This window comes from Paraburkholderia sp. J76, assembly GCF_905220295.1.
GTDB lineage: Bacteria > Pseudomonadota > Gammaproteobacteria > Burkholderiales > Burkholderiaceae > Paraburkholderia.
Genome location: NZ_CAJMZJ010000004.1, coordinates 60,448 through 77,392 on the forward strand (window position 1 = coordinate 60,448; position 16,945 = coordinate 77,392).

General features: G+C 63.4%; 14 protein-coding genes. 9 read left to right on the forward strand and 5 right to left on the reverse strand.

From position 1 onward, the window contains the following. Positions 1 to 137 precede the first annotated feature (137 nt). Both U5768_RS09495 and U5768_RS09500 read right to left on the reverse strand, forming a co-directional pair. On the reverse strand, positions 138 to 890 hold the full coding sequence (locus U5768_RS09495; protein ID WP_322030130.1) for a hypothetical protein: 753 nt from the start codon (positions 888 to 890) through the stop codon (positions 138 to 140). A 230-nt stretch (positions 891 to 1,120) separates the two neighbouring features. Beyond that, entirely contained in the window at positions 1,121 to 2,038 is a 918-nt protein-coding gene (locus U5768_RS09500) for a LysR substrate-binding domain-containing protein (protein ID WP_322030131.1), read from the reverse strand. Positions 2,039 to 2,153: 115 nt separating this feature from the next. On the opposite strand from U5768_RS09500, the gene U5768_RS09505 reads away from it, so the two are divergent. Continuing rightward, complete coding sequence (locus tag U5768_RS09505; RefSeq protein ID WP_322030132.1) at positions 2,154 to 5,204, forward strand: FAD-binding and (Fe-S)-binding domain-containing protein; 3,051 nt, start codon at positions 2,154 to 2,156, stop codon at positions 5,202 to 5,204. A gap of 9 nt (positions 5,205 to 5,213) precedes the next feature. Here U5768_RS09505 and U5768_RS09510 read toward each other — a convergent pair whose 3' ends face one another. After that, on the reverse strand, positions 5,214 to 5,486 hold the full coding sequence (locus U5768_RS09510; RefSeq protein WP_322030133.1) for a hypothetical protein: 273 nt from the start codon (positions 5,484 to 5,486) through the stop codon (positions 5,214 to 5,216). Between the two features lie 290 nt (positions 5,487 to 5,776). On the opposite strand from U5768_RS09510, the gene U5768_RS09515 reads away from it, so the two are divergent. Beyond that, entirely contained in the window at positions 5,777 to 6,106 is a 330-nt protein-coding gene (locus tag U5768_RS09515) for a response regulator (protein ID WP_322030134.1), read from the forward strand. A gap of 193 nt (positions 6,107 to 6,299) precedes the next feature. Further along, positions 6,300 to 8,036: an ATP-binding protein gene (locus tag U5768_RS09520; protein WP_322030135.1), complete on the forward strand. Its 1,737-nt coding sequence runs from the start codon at positions 6,300 to 6,302 to the stop codon at positions 8,034 to 8,036. Positions 8,037 to 8,049: 13 nt separating this feature from the next. Here the strand turns inward: U5768_RS09520 and U5768_RS09525 are convergent, their stop codons facing one another. Continuing rightward, a complete protein-coding gene (locus U5768_RS09525) occupies positions 8,050 to 9,294 on the reverse strand; it encodes a DUF1479 domain-containing protein (RefSeq protein WP_322030136.1) in 1,245 nt (414 codons plus the stop codon). Between the two features lie 99 nt (positions 9,295 to 9,393). Here U5768_RS09525 and U5768_RS09530 point away from each other — a divergent pair, with 99 nt between their 5' ends. The 6 genes from U5768_RS09530 (at position 9,394) to U5768_RS09555 (ending at position 15,575) form a co-directional block, all read left to right on the forward strand. Next, a complete protein-coding gene (locus U5768_RS09530) occupies positions 9,394 to 10,341 on the forward strand; it encodes an AraC family transcriptional regulator (protein ID WP_322030137.1) in 948 nt (315 codons plus the stop codon). A 204-nt stretch (positions 10,342 to 10,545) separates the two neighbouring features. Continuing rightward, positions 10,546 to 11,790, forward strand: a complete 1,245-nt coding sequence (locus U5768_RS09535; protein WP_322030138.1) for a branched-chain amino acid ABC transporter substrate-binding protein — start codon at positions 10,546 to 10,548, stop codon at positions 11,788 to 11,790. A gap of 40 nt (positions 11,791 to 11,830) precedes the next feature. Further along, on the forward strand, positions 11,831 to 12,778 hold the full coding sequence (locus U5768_RS09540) for a branched-chain amino acid ABC transporter permease (RefSeq protein ID WP_322030139.1): 948 nt from the start codon (positions 11,831 to 11,833) through the stop codon (positions 12,776 to 12,778). Between the two features lie 39 nt (positions 12,779 to 12,817). Continuing rightward, on the forward strand, positions 12,818 to 14,092 hold the full coding sequence (locus U5768_RS09545) for a branched-chain amino acid ABC transporter permease (protein WP_322030470.1): 1,275 nt from the start codon (positions 12,818 to 12,820) through the stop codon (positions 14,090 to 14,092). Then, entirely contained in the window at positions 14,089 to 14,856 is a 768-nt protein-coding gene (locus U5768_RS09550; protein WP_322030140.1) for an ABC transporter ATP-binding protein, read from the forward strand. Before U5768_RS09545 ends, U5768_RS09550 begins: the two co-directional genes overlap by 4 nt. After that, positions 14,856 to 15,575: an ABC transporter ATP-binding protein gene (locus tag U5768_RS09555; RefSeq protein ID WP_322030141.1), complete on the forward strand. Its 720-nt coding sequence runs from the start codon at positions 14,856 to 14,858 to the stop codon at positions 15,573 to 15,575. Before U5768_RS09550 ends, U5768_RS09555 begins: the two co-directional genes overlap by 1 nt. A 39-nt stretch (positions 15,576 to 15,614) precedes the next feature. On the opposite strand, the gene U5768_RS09560 is transcribed toward U5768_RS09555, so the two are convergent. After that, complete coding sequence (locus tag U5768_RS09560; protein ID WP_322030142.1) at positions 15,615 to 16,802, reverse strand: DUF2235 domain-containing protein; 1,188 nt, start codon at positions 16,800 to 16,802, stop codon at positions 15,615 to 15,617. Between the last annotated feature and the right edge of the window lie 143 nt (positions 16,803 to 16,945).

The following is a 16,945-nucleotide window of genomic DNA, read 5'->3' on the forward strand; positions in this document are numbered from 1 at the left end:
GTCGACACACATCGGCACGATCAACGTGTACGGGTCCGATACGCGCGACGGTCATGCGGTCGCTGGCGGCATGCGCGAGGCACTCGACCGGCGCGGACTCGCGATTAATGGCGCGTATGCGATGACGTGAGGCGGCCTCATGAAACCGCAAGGATGGATCTCATATCGCCGATGAAGTCGTACGGACCAGAATGAACGACACGCGGCCATGCACAGCCGTAGACAGTGCCGCCATGCTCACGCACGAGATTGCAAAAATAGAAGTCCTCGCCGAGCAAACGGCCGTCAATGATCTTCTGACGAAAGAATTCATAGACCGTGAAATCCAGCGGACCAGTTGGTAATGCGTACGGGATTCCAGCGGCCACCAGACGTTGCAGGCACGCACGGGAGATCAGCATGATGCCAGTGCCAGTCTCGCGTATGGGCATTGGGCTTTCCAGTGCAGCGGCAGGAGTATCGCCGTCATGAAGGAATGTCTGCATCCCGCCGTACTGCCCGGCAATCTGCGGCAACATTGAAGGCTCGATCTCCGGATGGGCCAGCACGACCTGCTTGACCCGTTCCCAATCGATTTGCTTGCGCGGATACATGGCAGCCACGACGTCGTAACTGTGCCATTCAAACATGCGCATTACGTCAGTGACGTCGAAACCCATGTCGTCATCGAGAAAGAGCAAATGACTGAAATCCGTCTTGCCAAGAAAGTGGCCTGTGAGTGTATTGCGGGCGCGGTCCACCATGCTCTGGTTCTGCAACGTCAGCAATTGGACCGGAATGCCGCGCAGCAGACACGCGCTTTGCAGGTCCCAGAGGCTTTGAACGTAGGAAGTCGAAAATAGCCCGCGACGAGAGGGCGTCGCAACTGCAAGTGAGAACGGCGTGGGCATAGGCGTCGTGAGTGCTGTGTGACCTGTGTGAAAAGTATAGGGTCCACGTTCGCGATGCCATCCTGAAATCTGTGACGCCACTGATCTCGTTCCCGAACGTACCGCCTGTCGTGGGATCCCCTGGCGCCTCACGTTGACGATACTTGAGCAATTACACACACCTGTTGCTCCCAAAGATGGGCGCAAGGCCTTCGGCGTGCATGACGTGCTGGCAATCAGCCTTTACACCGTCATTCATTCTGCGCCAGTTCGTCCAGCAGCCAGTCGCGAAATGCAACCAGCACGGGATGGCGCTGCGCACGCTCGGGGTACACGAGGTAATACGAGCGCGAGCTTTGCACCGCTTCGAACGGGCTGAGAAGCCGTTTCTCGTTCAATTCGTCTTCCACCAGCATGCGCGGCACGAGGCCCACGCCAATACCGGCCACGACGGCCTGAATCAAATGCGAGGTCAGCTCGAAACTCGGCCCCGGGCGTAGGGCGTCGTGAGGCAAGCCGAAATGCGCGCACCATTCGCGCCATGCATCGGGAAAGCTGCGCACGCGCAGCAGCGTGAGGCCGTCTAGCGCTTCGATGCTCGGCGCGGCGGCCCGTCGCCTCGATTTTTTCGCGAACGGCAGCGCCGCGGCGTTGCCGACCAGCACCAGCTCTTCCGCATAGAGACGGTGCGCCGTCACGCCCGGCCAGCGGCCGTCACCCACTACGATGGCGGCGTCGAGGTCCTGGGTCGAAAAGTCGGCGGCCTCGATGCGTGAGTCGAGATCGATCTGCAAATCGGGGTGCGCCTGATAGAAGCGGTGCAGGCGCGGCAGCAGCCACCGCGCGCCGAACGTGGGCAGCGTCGCGACGCGCAACTGCGTTTTCGGCGCGCTGGAGGTGAGCGCCTGTAGCGTCGCGCTGCGGATCAGCGTGAGCGCGTGCGAAATCTCGGCCATATAGGCGCGGCCGATATCCGTCGGGACGATGCGCTTGCCTTCGCGCGTGAAGAGAGGAAGATCGAGCATCGCTTCGAGCGCCTGAACCTGGCGGCTCACGGCGCTCTGCGTGAGCGACAGTTCCTCGGCCGCGCGCGTGAAGCTCTCATGGCGCGCGGATGCCTCGAACGCGAGCAGCAGCGACATGGAAGGCGTGAGCTTGCGGTAGTTCATTCGTAAACCTCATGATCGACCCAACCAGTTTACGTTTGCGCGCAGCCGGCTGGGGCGCGAGAATGTCTTGCCAGGAAGGACCTACTAGCGCCCAGTGCCAAACTTCGAGAGCGACATGACGATTGCCCAGCTTACCATTGGCGAACCCGGCAACCCGCTGATCCGTCAATTTTTGCATGAACTCGCGATTTCGGGTTTCGAGGGCGAGGTGGATGCGAGTCACGCCACGCGCACGGTGCTGGCCACGGACAATTCCATCTACCAGCGTTATCCGCAAGCGGTGGTGTTTCCGCGCCATGCGAAGGACGTCGAGCGTCTGGCGAGCCTGCTCGGGCGCGGCGCGTTTCGCGGCGTAGCGGTCGCGGCGCGCGGCGGCGGCACGGGCACCAACGGGCAATCGCTGACCGAAGGCGTGGTGGTCGATATGTCGAGGCATATGAACCGCATCCTCGAAATCGATCCGGTGGCGCGCACGGCGCGCGTGGAGGCCGGCGTCGTCAAGGATCAGCTCAATGCCGAACTGAAGCGGCATGGACTTTTTTTCGCGCCGGAACTCTCGACTTCGAATCGCGCGACCATCGGCGGCATGATCAGCACCGATGCGAGCGGGCAGGGCAGTTGCACGTATGGGAAAACGCGCGACCATGTGCTCGCGCTGGAAACGGTGCTGGTCGGCGGCGAACGTCTGTCGAGCGCGCCGGTCGATCACGACGCACTCGTGGCGCTCTGTGCGCGCGACGACAAAATCGCCGAAGTGTTCCGCACCGCGCGCGATATCAGCGAGCGTGAAGCGGGCCTGATACGCGAGCGCTTTCCCAAGTTGAACCGCTGCCTCACGGGCTACGACCTGGCGCATTTGCGCGACGGCGAAGGACGCTTCGACATCAACAGCGTGCTATGCGGTTCGGAAGGCACGCTCGGCTTTATAGTCGAAGCGACGCTGAACGTGTTGCCCGTGCCGAAGCACGCCGTGCTCGTCAATATTCGCTACGAGGGCTTCATGGACGCCCTGCGCGACGCACGCGCCTTAATGACCCATCGTCCGCTCTCGATCGAAACCGTCGACTCCACGGTGCTGCAACTCGCGCGCGAAGATAGCGTCTGGCAAAGCGTGGCCGGGTATTTTCCCGCTGACGATGGCGTCGAAGGCGGTGCGAGCGGCATCAACCTGGTCGAATTCAGTGACGACGATGCGGACAAACTGCGCGAACGCGTGGCGGCGTTCGCCGGGCACCTGGGCGCGGACGCGAGCGTGAAGCGCCTGGGTTACACGATTGCCGAGGGCGAAGCGGCGATCAATCGCGTCTACGCAATGCGTAAGCGCGCGGTGGGCCTGCTCGGCAACGCGCGCGGCGCGAGCCGCCCGCAGCCCTTCGTGGAAGACACAGCCGTGCCGCCCGAAAATCTCGCCGGCTACATTGCGGAGTTTCGCGCGCTGCTCGACGGTTTCGGCCTGCGTTACGGCATGTTCGGCCACGTCGATGCGGGCGTGCTCCATGTACGCCCCGCGCTCGACATGCGCAATCCCGACGAGGCCGCGCTCGTGCGTCCTGTTTCGGATGCCGTGGCCGCATTGACGATGAAGTATGGCGGCCTGCTGTGGGGCGAGCATGGCAAGGGCGTGCGCTCGGAATACGTGCCCGAATATTTCGGGCCGTTGTATCCCGCGCTGCAACGGCTCAAGGCGGCGTTCGATCCGCACAACCAGCTTAATCCGGGCAAGATCGCGACGCCGGCTGGCGCGAGTGCGACCCTGCTCAGAATCGACGGGACGACGCTGCGCGGCGAACTGGACCGGCGCATAGACGAGCGGGTGTGGCAGGCCAATGCCGACGCCGTTCATTGCAACGGCAACGGCGCCTGCTACAACTTCGACCCGCACGACGCCATGTGCCCGTCGTGGAAAGCCACGCGTGAGCGCGTGCATTCGCCGAAGGGCCGGGCTTCGCTAATGCGCGAATGGTTGCGGCTGCAACAGGATGCCGGCGCGGATCTTACCGCTGCGCCGGTTGCGGCGGCGTTGCCGGTGCGCATCGTCAATAGCGTGCGCAAACGCCAGGGCGAGCAGGACTTCTCGCATGAGGTTTACGACGCCATGGCGGGTTGCCTTTCGTGCAAGTCATGCGCGGGGCAGTGCCCCGTAAAGGTGAGCGTTCCCGAGTTTCGCGCGCGCTTTCTGGAGCTTTATCACACGCGCTATTTGCGTCCGCTGCGCGACTACCTGATCGGCGCGCTCGAATTCACGGTGCCGCGCGTGGCGGCTGTGCCCGGCGCGAGTCGCGTATATAACACGCTGATGAGTGCGGGTCTCATCAAAGCATTGCTTGCGCGCTGCGCGGGCCTCGTCGATAGCCCGCTGTTGAGCCGAGTGTCGTGGCGTGGGGTGCTGCACAGGTCGGGGGCGCAAACTGCCACACCCGAACGGCTCTCGATGCTTGACGAAGCGGGACGAAAGCGCAGCGTGATCCTCGTGCAGGACGCGTTCACACGCTACTTCGAAACGCCGGTAGCCGCGGCGTTTGTGGAACTCGCCACGCGTCTGGGTTTCAAGGTATTCGTCGCGCCTTATTCGCCGAACGGCAAGCCGCTGCACGTGCAGGGGTTTCTCCCACAGTTTCGCCGTGCCGCGCGGCGCAATGCGGCGCGCCTCGCCGCGCTTGCGGGCTCGGGTGTGCCGCTCGTCGGCATCGATCCCGCCATGACGCTCGTGTACCGCCAGGAGTACCGCAAGGTGGAAGGCATCGGCACCGTACCGGAGGTGCTGCTGCCGCAGGAGTGGCTGCTCGGCGCATTGCGCGCGTGCGCGACAAAGGCCGAAGTATCGGGCTCGTTCCGCCTGCTCCCGCATTGCACCGAACGCACTAACGCGAGCGCCGCGACACTCCTGTGGAAAGACGTATTCGCCGCGGTGGGCCTCGCGCTCGCGACGCCCGCTAGCGGATGCTGTGGCATGTCGGGCACCTATGGGCACGAGGCGCGCAATCGCGCGACTTCGGAAACGATCTTCGCGCAGTCGTGGGCGGCCCATGTCGACTCGAACGCTACCGCGACGCAGGGAGCCGAAGAACTGCTCGCCACCGGTTACTCGTGCCGCTGCCAGGTGAAGCGCTTGCGCGGGCGCCAGTTGCGTCACCCGGTTCAGGCGTTGCTCGACGCGCTGCGCTGAACCGGATCATTAGTCCCAGCGTCCCTGGTTGTGCCATTCGCGTTCGCGCCACTGGTGCTCGCGCCATTCATGCTCACGGCGTTCGTGCTCGCGCCACTCGTGTTCTCGCCAGCGCCGCGCGCGCCAGTCGTCGTCTCCTCTCCAGTCGGTCTGGACTGCCGCCGGCGCGTAGACCGCGCCAGGCGCCTCCACGCCGAAGCCCACCTCCACGTGAGCCATTGCTGCGGTCGAAGCCGCCAAAGCCGTTGCGCCCAGGACCAGGCCGAGAATCGTTCGCTTCATATCGCAACTCCTTCGCACGCTGTGTGCGTTTTCGATGAGCACGGTTCGGAGTGTAGGCGTCGCCTTCGGACACAGGTGCAACGGTACTGCGAGATTGGTAACAACGGGTTATGCGCACGCCGTGTTGCCGCCGTGGCAATCGCTCCGCGAGTTGATAAGCATAACGATGTATTTCTCGTGGTAACGCGTGCGGGCGATATCGCGTGAATCCGGGTACACTCGAATACGAATCGCGAGCCCATGTTTATCTATTGCCTTTTTTGCGCACGATGTCGAAACGAATCCTGCTTGTGGACGACGACCGCGACGTTGCTGAAGCGCTCGCGGCGCTCGTCGAGTTCGAAGGTCATCAGGCCCGATGCGCAGCCGATGGCCGCGAGGCCCTGCAAGTTGCCGCGTCGTTTCTTCCGGAACTTGCTTTCGTGGACTGGAAGCTTCCGGACATGAGCGGCGGCGACCTCGTGGGCCGGCTTCGACTCAATCCCGCTCTGTCGAATACCCGGTACGTTCTGCTATCGGGACATACCGGGCAGGGCTTCGCGGCCCAGGTAGCGGCAGCCGGTTTCGATAAATGTCTGACGAAACCGGTGCGGCTCGAAGACCTCGTGGCCTGCCTCTAATGCCGCACCGGCCGCCTCGCGCGGGCGGTGCGCGTCCACCTTGACGGATTCCCCTGTATGCCGGAACAATAATTGCGCGCGTGTCTCGCCGGTGCGCCGCCGTGCTGGTCGCAGCCGTGTACCGTTAGGAACATCGGCCACGAACATCGCGGTCCCGATTTTCAGCAGCGTCTCCCCGGAGCAGAGTCGCGTCATGAACAAGGAAGTTCCACCGCCGGTCGAGCACCGCCCCGCCCGTTGGGCCGGTGAAATGGCGGAGCGCATCGCCGCATTCGACTGGAGCAACACTGCGCTCGGCCCGCGCGAATCGTGGTCGGCTAGCCTCGTTGCCGCCATCAACATGCTTCTTGCTTCGCCCTCTCCGCTTGTCATGCTATGGGGTCACGAAGGCACGATGGTCTACAACGACGCCTACGCCGTTTTCGCGGGCGGCCGGCATCCGTTCCTGCTGGGTAAGCCGGTCGAAACGGGCTGGCCCGAGGTGGCTTCGTTCAACCGGAATGTCGTCGATACGTGTCTGGCTGGCGGAACGCTGGCCTTCCAGGACAAGCAACTCGTGCTGTACCGCGAAGGTCACCCCGAAGACGTCTGGATGGACCTTAGCTACAGCCCGGTTTTCGAAGACGACGGGCGGCCGGCGGGCGTCATCGCCATCGTGTTCGAAACGACCGCGAAGATTCAGGCCGAAAAGCAGCGCAAGGTGGCCGAAGACGCGTTGCTGCAACTGACCCAGAACCTGGAGCAGCGCGTAGCCGAGGAGGTGGGCGCGCGCGTGGCGATGGAGGAGCGGCTGCGACAGGCGCAAAAGCTCGAGGCGATCGGCAGTCTCACGGGCGGCGTGGCGCACGACTTCAATAACGTCTTGCAGGTCATCTCCGCCAATCTGCAACTCATCGAGCTTTCGACCAAAGGCAACGCCGCGCTCGAACGGCGCGTGGCTGCCGTCAGCAATGCGGTGTCGCGCGGGGCCAAGCTCGCCGCGCAGTTGCTGGCCTTCGCACGCAGGCAGCCGCTTGCGCCGGCCGTTCTGAATCCCTTCCGGCTGGTCGAGGGGATGGCCGAAATGCTTCATCGCACATTGCCGGAGACGATCGAACTGACCATCGTGCCGGCGCAGGAAAGCTGGAATATCTGTGCGGACCGTAGTCAACTTGAAAGCGCGCTGCTGAATCTGGTCATCAACTCGCGCGACGCGATAGACGGACCCGGGCGCATCGCCGTGTGTCTCGCCAATATCGATGCAGAGGACGACGAGCAGGCGAGCCGCGGCGGCGTGCCCGCGGGCGAATACGTTCGCCTGCGCGTGTCGGACTCGGGCAGCGGCATGCCCGACCACGTGAAAGCGCGCGTGTTCGAACCGTTCTTCACCACGAAGGCAGAAGGCCAGGGCACGGGCCTTGGCTTGAGCATGGTGCACGGATTCGTGGCGCAGAGTTCGGGCCACGTTTTCATTGAAAGCACGCACGGCCAGGGCACCACGGTCAGCCTCTATTTTCCCCGCAGCCTCGAAGCGGAATACGACGCCTACAAGCCGACGGTCGCGAGACAGGAGCGCGGCGGCGAGACCATTCTCGTTGTCGAGGACGATGCCGAGGTTCGCATCGCCGCGATCGAGATGCTTGCGCAACTCGGCTACAAGGTGCTCTCCGCGCAGGACGGCGAAAGCGCGCTCAAACTGATCCAGAGCGGCCAGCGTTTCGACCTGCTGTTCACCGATGTCGTGACGCCGGGCACGGTGCGAAGCAGCGAACTGGCACGCATTGCGAGCGGGGCGCCTTATCACGCCGAAGTCCTCTTTGCCTCCGGCTACACGCGCGACGTCATTTTCCACGACGGCAAGCTCGACGAAGGTGTCGCGCTCATTAGCAAGCCTTATCGATTCGACGAACTTGCCGTCGCGGTGCGCAATGCGCTCAACAAGACTGCATGACGTTGCCGCCGCGTCAGGTTTTCAGGCCGATCTGGGCGCGTCCTTGCGGCGTCAGGTCGTCGATGGTTGCGCGCCCAACGAAATCGACCTCGAAATGGTCCGCCGGAAAATCGGGCGGACTCTTGCCTTCGAGAAAGGTCGGCAACTGCCGCGCGAGATACGCGTCGTTCTTGGCGCAGGACGGCGCCGAAGCGATGTACATCACGTTGCTGTAGCCTTTGCCGCGATGCGCGTCCTCCACGGCGTGAATGACGTCGCTATGCCAGAAGACGGTGTCGCCCGGCTGCATCAGCGGTATCGACGAGAGCGCGTGGAACAGCGGCGCGTGGTATTCCGGCTTGATCGAGAGCGCGCGGCCCGGCATCGCGCCGCACAGGTCGTCGTCCGCGATGTCGTCCTGCAGCGCGCGCAGCAGGATATAGACCATGGCGTTCGCGATGGGCACGAGTTGCAGCGTGCCGTCGCCGGGGCCTTGCTGCGTGAGCGCCGTCCAGCCCTGAAACGTGCGGAACATCGAGCACACAGCCGGTGACGGAATTTCTTCGACCTCGGTGCGCCACGCCGCGTCGAACGCATCATAGTCGCGCCAGTTTCCCGAGAATACGTGGCGATAGACCTTGCGGAAGTTCGCTTCGATCCAGCGCTCGACTGAACCGCCGTCGCAATGCGCGGAAAGCCCCAGCGATTCGGAACCGGGCGGCCGGCGGCGCAGCCGGTCCGCATAAACCGGCACGTGGTCCGGGTCGAAATGCACGCGGCCTTCGCTCTGCGCGCTCCACAGCCGGTTCAGGAACACGCGCGCTTGCGTCAGCTCCGGCGACTGGCGCGCCAGCACCTGGGGCTTCGACCAGTAAACGCCGTAGATCTGCGGCTTGCTCGAGGCCAGTTGACCGAAGTATTTGTCCTCCGCGCGATTGAGCAGCTTGCGGTCGAGATCGTTGCGCTCGACGTAGTGCGCAATGTCGTTGTCCCATTGCTCCACGAGCGAGGGATCGAATACCTTGCGGATGACACAGGCGCCGCGCGCCTTCACGAGCGCGATCTGTTGCGCGCCAACCCGGTTGCCGACGATATCCGCGAACGCGATCTCGGGGATGACCGGCTCGCCGCGCTCGCGAAGCTGGGCAATGCGATGCGCCTCGTCGTGCATCGCACCTTCGACCTCGGCGAACACGGCCCGGTAGTTGGGTAACTTTTCCCGCAGTTCCTGCTTCGCGAGGCGGATAGCCGCGGGCAGATCGTCGATATGCAAAGCCATTGGGTTGTCTCCATCGTCGTGACTTCGAATGTCCGCAGCGTACGCTGGCGCTGGTCCGCGTGGTGATACTATCGAGTCAATCTTTTTGTAGATTCAGCCATGAAAGCCGCCTACGAGCACGTCGACTTCGGCAGCAGTTGTTCCGTGCGGGTTTACCACCGGCGCTTGCCGCGCATTCCGTTCGAATGGCATCACCACCCGGAATACGAACTCACGCTGACGATGAACAGCCAGGGCAAGCGCTATGTCGGCGACTCGGTCACCGTGTATGGCGCCGACGATCTCGTGCTGGTCCCGCCGGACATGCCGCATACGTGGTCGTCCAATCGCTCGGTCGATCCGGCGGACCCGCAGGTGGCCATCGTCGTCTGGTTCGAAGGCAACTGGGTGCAGCGCCTCGCCGACGTTTGCCCGGAATACGCGAACCTGCGCAACCTGTTGCGCCGCGCGGCGTGCGGGCTGGTTTTCGAAGAGGGCGCCGGCGCGCACATGCGTGGCTATCTGGATCGGCTGTTGTCGGCGGACCCACGTACGCGCCTGGCCGCCGTGCTGGACATCCTGGTCTGGCTGACCGGTTTGCCGGCCACGCAGCTCGCCACGCCCAGCGCGTTCGAAGGCCGGGCCGGCGCATCGACGGGCTATGCGCCCGAGCAGTTGAACCGCGTTCTCGCGCTGATCGAAACGCAGTTCTCGCAACCGTTGCGGCTTTCGACGCTCGCCAAGGCCGCAGGTCTTTCCGCGCGCACGTTGACGAGACACTTTGTGCAGCATACGGGCGAAAGCGTGGGACAGTACCTCGCACGAGTACGAATCGGCCATGCCTGCCGCCTGTTGACGGACACCCAAATGCCCATCTCCGTGATCGCGGCGCGCTCGGGATTTCCCAACGCCGCCAATTTCAACCGGCAGTTCAAGGCCGCGAAAGCGCTGACGCCCGTGGCCTACCGGCTGCAATTCACGGGCGCGAAGCGCGCCGAGGATCATGCGGCGCCGTCGCTCACCGAGCGCTCGCCTTCTCTTGAGCCGGTGCGCCGTAGCGTGCCGTAAGCAAGACGAAGGGCGTCGTTTATCGCCCATCAAGGGCACGGCCAGGCGTCGCGGCCTGCCATGCCTCGCCGTCTCAGCGATTTCCCTGGAGTGCTGTCATTCGCGTCGGGAATGTGTTGATATAACGAAAAAACGCACGGTCGGACAGAAAATTTCACGCACGATAAGTCATGCCCAAACAAGCCCGAACAAAGGAGACAGTCCATGAGGATGTTGCGCTCGTTGGTGGTTGGTGCGGTTGTATCGTCAGCGTTGGCAGCAGCGGCCGCGCAAGCGGATACGGTCAAGATTGCCTTCATCGATCCGCTGTCCGGCTTGATGGCGTCGCTTGGAACGAATCAGTTGCATAGCTGGCAATACACGGCCGAATTCGCCAATGAGCATAACTGGGCCAACGGCACGAAGTTCGAAGTGGTGGGATTCGACAACAAGCTTTCGCCGCAGGAAAGCCTGACCGTGCTGAACCAGGCCGCCGATCAGGGCATTCGCTATATCGTGCAGGGTAACGGCTCTTCCGTGGGGCTCGCGCTCGAGGATGCGGTCGCGAAGTACAACTCGCGCAATCCGGGCAAGGAAATCGTCTACCTGAACTACGCCGCGGTGGACCCGGCCATGACCAACGCGCGGTGCGACTACTGGCACTTCCGCTTCGACGCCAACGCCGACATGAAGATGGATGCGCTCACCACGTTCCTCGCGCGCGACAAGGACATCAAGAAGGTCTACCTCATCAATCAGGACTACTCGTTTGGTCACGACGTGTCGCGTGTGGCGCGCGAGGACCTGAAGACGAAGCGCCCGGATATCGTGATCGTCGGCGACGATTTTCATCCGCTCGCGCGCGTGAAGGACTTCTCGCCTTATGCCACCAAGATCAAGGCGTCCGGCGCCGACACGGTGATCACGGGCAACTGGGGCAGCGACCTCGCATTGCTCGTGAAGGCCAGCAAGGACGCGGGCGTGACCGCCAACTTCTATACCTATTACGGCGGCACGACCGGCGTGCCGACGGCCATGGGCGCGTCCGGCGCCGACCATGTGAAGTACGTGGGCGTGTTCGGCCCCAACACGGCGAACAACGCGCCGGTAGTGGGGCAGGTCATTGAGGGTTTCAAGAAGAAATACAACGACGACTATTACCTGGCGACGGCGTATGCCGGCATCGCCATGCTGAGCCGTGCGATGAACGCCGCGAAGTCGACCGATCCCGTCAAGGTGGCCAAGGCCATGGAAGGCATGACGGTCGACGGCATGAACGGTCCGGTGACGATGCGCGCCGCCGATCACCAGGCGCAGCAGTCGCTCGTGATCGCGACATGGACCAAAGCGGACGGCAAAACGGTAAAGTACGACCAGGAGAACACCGGCTATGGCTGGCGCACCGACGTCCAGCTTGGGCCGACCGCGGCAACGCAGCCGACCACTTGCCAGATGAAGCGCCCGGGCTGAACGTGCTCCCGCCACGACACTTCACAAGGACCATCGGGCAGTGGAATTCCTGACCATTTCTCTTTTGAACGGCATCGGCTATGGGCTGCTGCTGTTCATGCTTTCCTCGGGCCTCACGTTGATTTTCAGCATGATGGGCGTGCTCAACTTCGCGCACGCCAGCTTTTACATGCTCGGGGCCTACTTCGCTTACACCATTGCCAGCAAGATAGGTTTCTGGCCGGCGCTGGTGGCGGCGCCCGTGCTCGTGGCGTGCGTCGGCGCGCTCGTCGAGCGTTTCGGCCTGCGTACCGTGCACAAATACGGGCACGTGGCCGAATTGCTGTTCACCTTCGGCCTCTCGTATCTGATCGTGGAGGGCGTGAAGCTGGTCTGGGGCCTGGCCGCCGTGCCGTATGCCATCCCGCCCGAGCTGAACGGCGCGCTGTTCAAGGTGTACACGTCGGAATTTCCGAAGTATCGCGCCTTCATGATGCTGGTCTCGGTCGCGATGCTCGCGGCGCTCTACCTCGTGCTGACGCGCACGCGCATCGGCCTCGTGATCCAGGCAGCGCTTACGCACCCCGAGATGGTCGAGGCGCTCGGGCACAACGTGCAGCGCGTATTCATGCTGGTGTTCGGCGGCGGCGCCGCGCTGGCGGGACTCGCGGGCGTGATCGGCGGAAATGCGTTCGTCACGTCGCCTTCGATGGCCGAGTCGGTGGGGACCATCGTGTTCGTGATCGCCGTGGTGGGCGGCATGGGCTCGCTGCCGGGCGCCTTCATCGCGTCGCTGCTGATCGGCGTCATGCAGACCTTCGCCGTGACGATCGATGCTTCGCTCTCCGATCTATTTTCGCTCGCGGGCGTAACGGTGACGGACAACACGGCGCTCTCGTCGCTGTGGCGCATGCCGGTGTCGCAGGTCGCGCCGATCCTGCCTTATCTGCTGATGGTGCTCATGATGATCTTCCGGCCGCGCGGGTTGCTCGGCAAGCGGGAGGGATGAACGATGAAACCGCTCATTCAGGCCGGCGCCGGTTCGGCCATGCCACGCCGCGGGTTGCTGCAGTCCGCGCATTCGCTGCGCTGGATCATCTGGGGCGCCACGGTGCTCGTGATGGGAGTGCTTCCGCTGGTGTTTTCCAGCGGTTTTGCCATCGCGCTGCTTTCGCAGATGGGCATCATGATCATCTTCGCGCTCTCGTACAACATGCTGCTGGGGCAAACCGGCATGCTCTCGTTCGGGCACGCGGTGTATTCCGGGCTCGGCGCGTTCGTCGCGGCGCACGTGCTCAACCAGATCGGCGCGAACCATTTTCCGTTGCCTGTTTCGCTGCTGCCGCTGGTGGGCGGTTTCGGCGGCATGCTGTTCGGTGTGCTGTTTGGCTATGTGACCACGCGCAAGTCGGGCACCACCTTCGCGATGATCACGCTCGGCATCGGCGAGATGGTGGCGGCGAGTTCGCTCATGTTTCCCGGGTTTTTCGGCGGTGAAGGCGGGGTGCCGACCAACCGCACGGTGGGTCATGCGGTGCTGGGTATCACGTATGGGCCGGCAATTCAGGTGTACTACCTGATTGCGGTGTGGTGTCTCGTTTCGATGATCGCCATGTACGCATGGACGCAAACGCCGCTCGGCCGCATTGCCAACGCCGTGCGCGACAACCCCGAACGTGCGGAATTCGTGGGCTATAACACGCAGCGCGTGCGCTTTTTCGTGATGGTGCTTTCGGCGTTCTTTGCGGGCATTGCGGGCGGCCTCTCGGTGATCGACTTCGAGATCGTGACGGCGGAGAACGTCGGTGCCGCACAGTCGGGCGGCGTGCTCCTCGCCACGTTCATCGGCGGCGGGGCGTTCTTCTTCGGGCCGATCATCGGTTCGATCCTGTTCGTGCTGTTTGCGGTGGCGTTGTCCAATCTCACGCCGGCATGGCTGCTGTACCTCGGCCTCTTCTTCGTGCTGGTGGTGATGTACGTGCCGGGCGGCATTTCGAGCCTGCTGATGAAGCAGGTTCCGCTCATCGCGGCGCGCAGGCTGCATCGCATGCTGCCTTCGTATGCGGCGGCGCTGGGCGCCGCGCTTGTCCTGCTCGGCGCGCTCGTGCTGACGGTCGAACTCGTCTACAAGGTGCAGATCGACAGCGACAACGGCACGGCGATGGCGTTCCTCGGCCTGAACTTCGACGCCGCAACGTGGATGCCGTGGGCCGTCGCCGCGGTGCTGTGGGCCGTGGGCGCGCAGGCAGGACGCCTCGCGGCCGCGCGGGTTCGCGCCGCGTGGGACGGCGTGCAACGGGAAATCGCAGGGAGCAACGTATGACGGCCGCACTGGAAGTGCGCGAATTGCGCAAGAATTTTGGGCGCACGGAGATCATTCGCGGTGTCGACCTGAACATCGCGAAGGGCGAACGGCATGCGCTGATCGGTCCCAACGGCGCGGGCAAGTCGACGACGTTCAATCTGATTTCGGGGCGCATGGCGCCGAGTTCCGGCACGGTGAAGCTCAACGGTGTGGATATCGGCGGGCTGCCGCCGTACAAGATCAATCGCATGGGGCTCTCGCGCAGCTTCCAGGTGACGAACATCTTTCATCGCCTTTCGGTGTTCGAGAATTTGCGCTGCTCCGTGTTGTGGTCGCTCGGTTATCGCTATTCGTTTTGGCATCGCCTCGCGCAATTGCGCGACGCGCGGGAACGCGCCGAAGAAGTGCTCGAATTGATCGGCCTGCAGGGGCGGCACGACACGCTCGCCGGGCTGCTGACTTATGCCGAGCAGCGCGCGCTCGAAATCGGCATTACGATCGCGGGCGGCGCCGAGGTGATCCTGCTCGACGAACCCACGGCGGGCATGAGCCGTTCAGAGTCCGATCATGCGGTGGAACTGATTCGCCGCGTGACCGTCGGCAAGACGCTGGTGATGGTCGAGCACGACATGAGCGTCGTGTTTGGCCTCGCCGACCGCATCTCGGTGCTCGTGTACGGCGAGGTGATCGCCACGGACACGCCGCAAGCCATCCGTAACAACCGCCGCGTGAAGGAAGCCTATCTGGGCACCACGCTGGACGAACCCGCGGGGGCACATTGATGGCGACCGCCCATTGCATGCTCGAAGTGCGCGACCTGCATGCGTACTACGGCAAGAGTCATATTCTGCATGGCGTCGAAATGCAGGTGGGCGAGGGCGAGATCGTCGCTTTGCTCGGGCGTAACGGCGTGGGCCGCTCGACGTTGGCGAAAGCCATCATGGGGCTCGTGCGATGCGAGGGGCAGATTCTGCTGCGCGGCGAGCAGGTGCGCGGGCTGCGCACTTTCGAAGTCGCGCACCGGGGCATCGGCTACGTGCCGGAGAACCGCGACATCTTCCCGACGCTCACCGTGCGGCAAAACCTGATGCTCGGCGAAAAGCGAAATCGCGCGCACCAGAAGCCGCGCTGGCAATTCGACGACATGTACCGGATGTTTCCGCGCCTGAAGGAGCGCGAGGACACGCCCGCGGGTCTGCTATCCGGCGGCGAGCAGCAGATGCTGACGCTGTGCCGCACGCTCATGGGCGACCCCGACTTCATCATCATCGACGAGCCGACCGAAGGGCTCGCGCCGCTCGTCGTCGCGCAGGTGGGCGAGTACCTCAAGGCGCTGAAGGAGCGCGGCATTTCGGTGCTGCTGGTCGAGCAGAAGCAGGCGATTGCGCTCGATATCTCGCAGCGCGTGTACGTCATGGGCCACGGCCAGATCGTGTTCGAAGGGACGCCGCAGCAGTTGAAGGCCGATGCGCGCGTGCGGCAGGAGTGGCTGGAAGTGTAGGGCGCGCTTCGGCCGGTTGCGCTGCGGCGGGCATTGCGCCTAGCGCGAGGGCAGGTTGCACGGCGAATAAGTCGGCTGCTGACCGGTCGCGCCGAAAAGATCCTCGGGTTGGCCGTTCATACGCTGCCGTATGGTGTCGTTGACGATCATCCCTGCGGGGAAGGCTCGCGCGCCCACTCCGGCGGCCAGCCAGACAGGATCCGCGACCCATTCCCTGTGGCGCGGGCCGAGGGGATTGGACTGGACGGCAACGGGCGGATGAAGCGCGAAACTCAAACCCACGTCCGCATGCTGCAACCTGTCCACGACCCAGAGCAGGGCGCCATCGGAGAGGCCATGATCGGTATAGCCGCCGCCGACATCGCAATGACCGCCGGGGAAGAGCGCTTGCGTGACGTTCGGGTTGGGATTCCACAAGGTCGGTTCGAACGGCTTGCGTTGCTCGTCCAGCGAGACCGCGTGCACGCCTAGTCCGATGGCGGGGCTGAGCGTCAGATCGCAGAACCGGAACAGGTCGATGGCGGAACCTCGAAAGTAGACGGGGATGCCGAGTGAGCCCACGGTATCCCAGACCGCCACGGCGGCGATTTTTGCATCGACGAACGAGGTGGCGTCCAAAGGTTTGGGATGGGAGAAGGCGGTGTGGATCGTCAAAAATTCCGTCACACCGTCTACCAGTTTCTGGAGCGTCGTATCGTGGCCGTGTCTCCATCGATACCACGCCGATACCGCGGTGTCGTAACGGTTCTCGTCGTCGACGGCAGCGAGATCGGGGCGCAGCAGTCCCTGCCCCGCAATCAGTCCCGCAAGGGCTCGCGCGGTGTACGCGCCGCGGCTGAATCCGACGATCACAATGCTGTCGCCGGCCTCGAAGTTGCGCGAAATGTAGGTATAGCCGCGCGCGATTCGGGCGACCACACCCACGCCAAACGCGCCGCCGGCGACTTTATCGAGCAATTGCTGGGAATTGCCGACTCCGTGAATATACTTCGCGATTTGTATGGGTTTTCCGCTTGCGTCTGGAAGGGCTTTTTCCATCTCTATGCCGCCCCAGTCGGTTCCTTCCGGCACGATGTTTCCGTTGAGCCACGCGAAAAGCTTGCATACGTTGGTGAGTTCGGGCAGGCACCCAGCGACGGAATCAGGTGCGTCGCCATCGCTTTTTCCGGCTGGATCGTCGGGCCCGTTCCACGTACCGTCTGCGCAAAAGACTATCGTTTTGGACATTGTTGGCTCCTTGCATGCCAAAGCCGGTCGGCGTCTAGCTTGTTCGCAATCCTGAATAATTTGTTGGAGTGTTATCGTTGCAAAGGGGCGTTGCGTAACGTGCGCGTCACGTACTTTAGGTCTACAAATATAGCTTCTGTGCC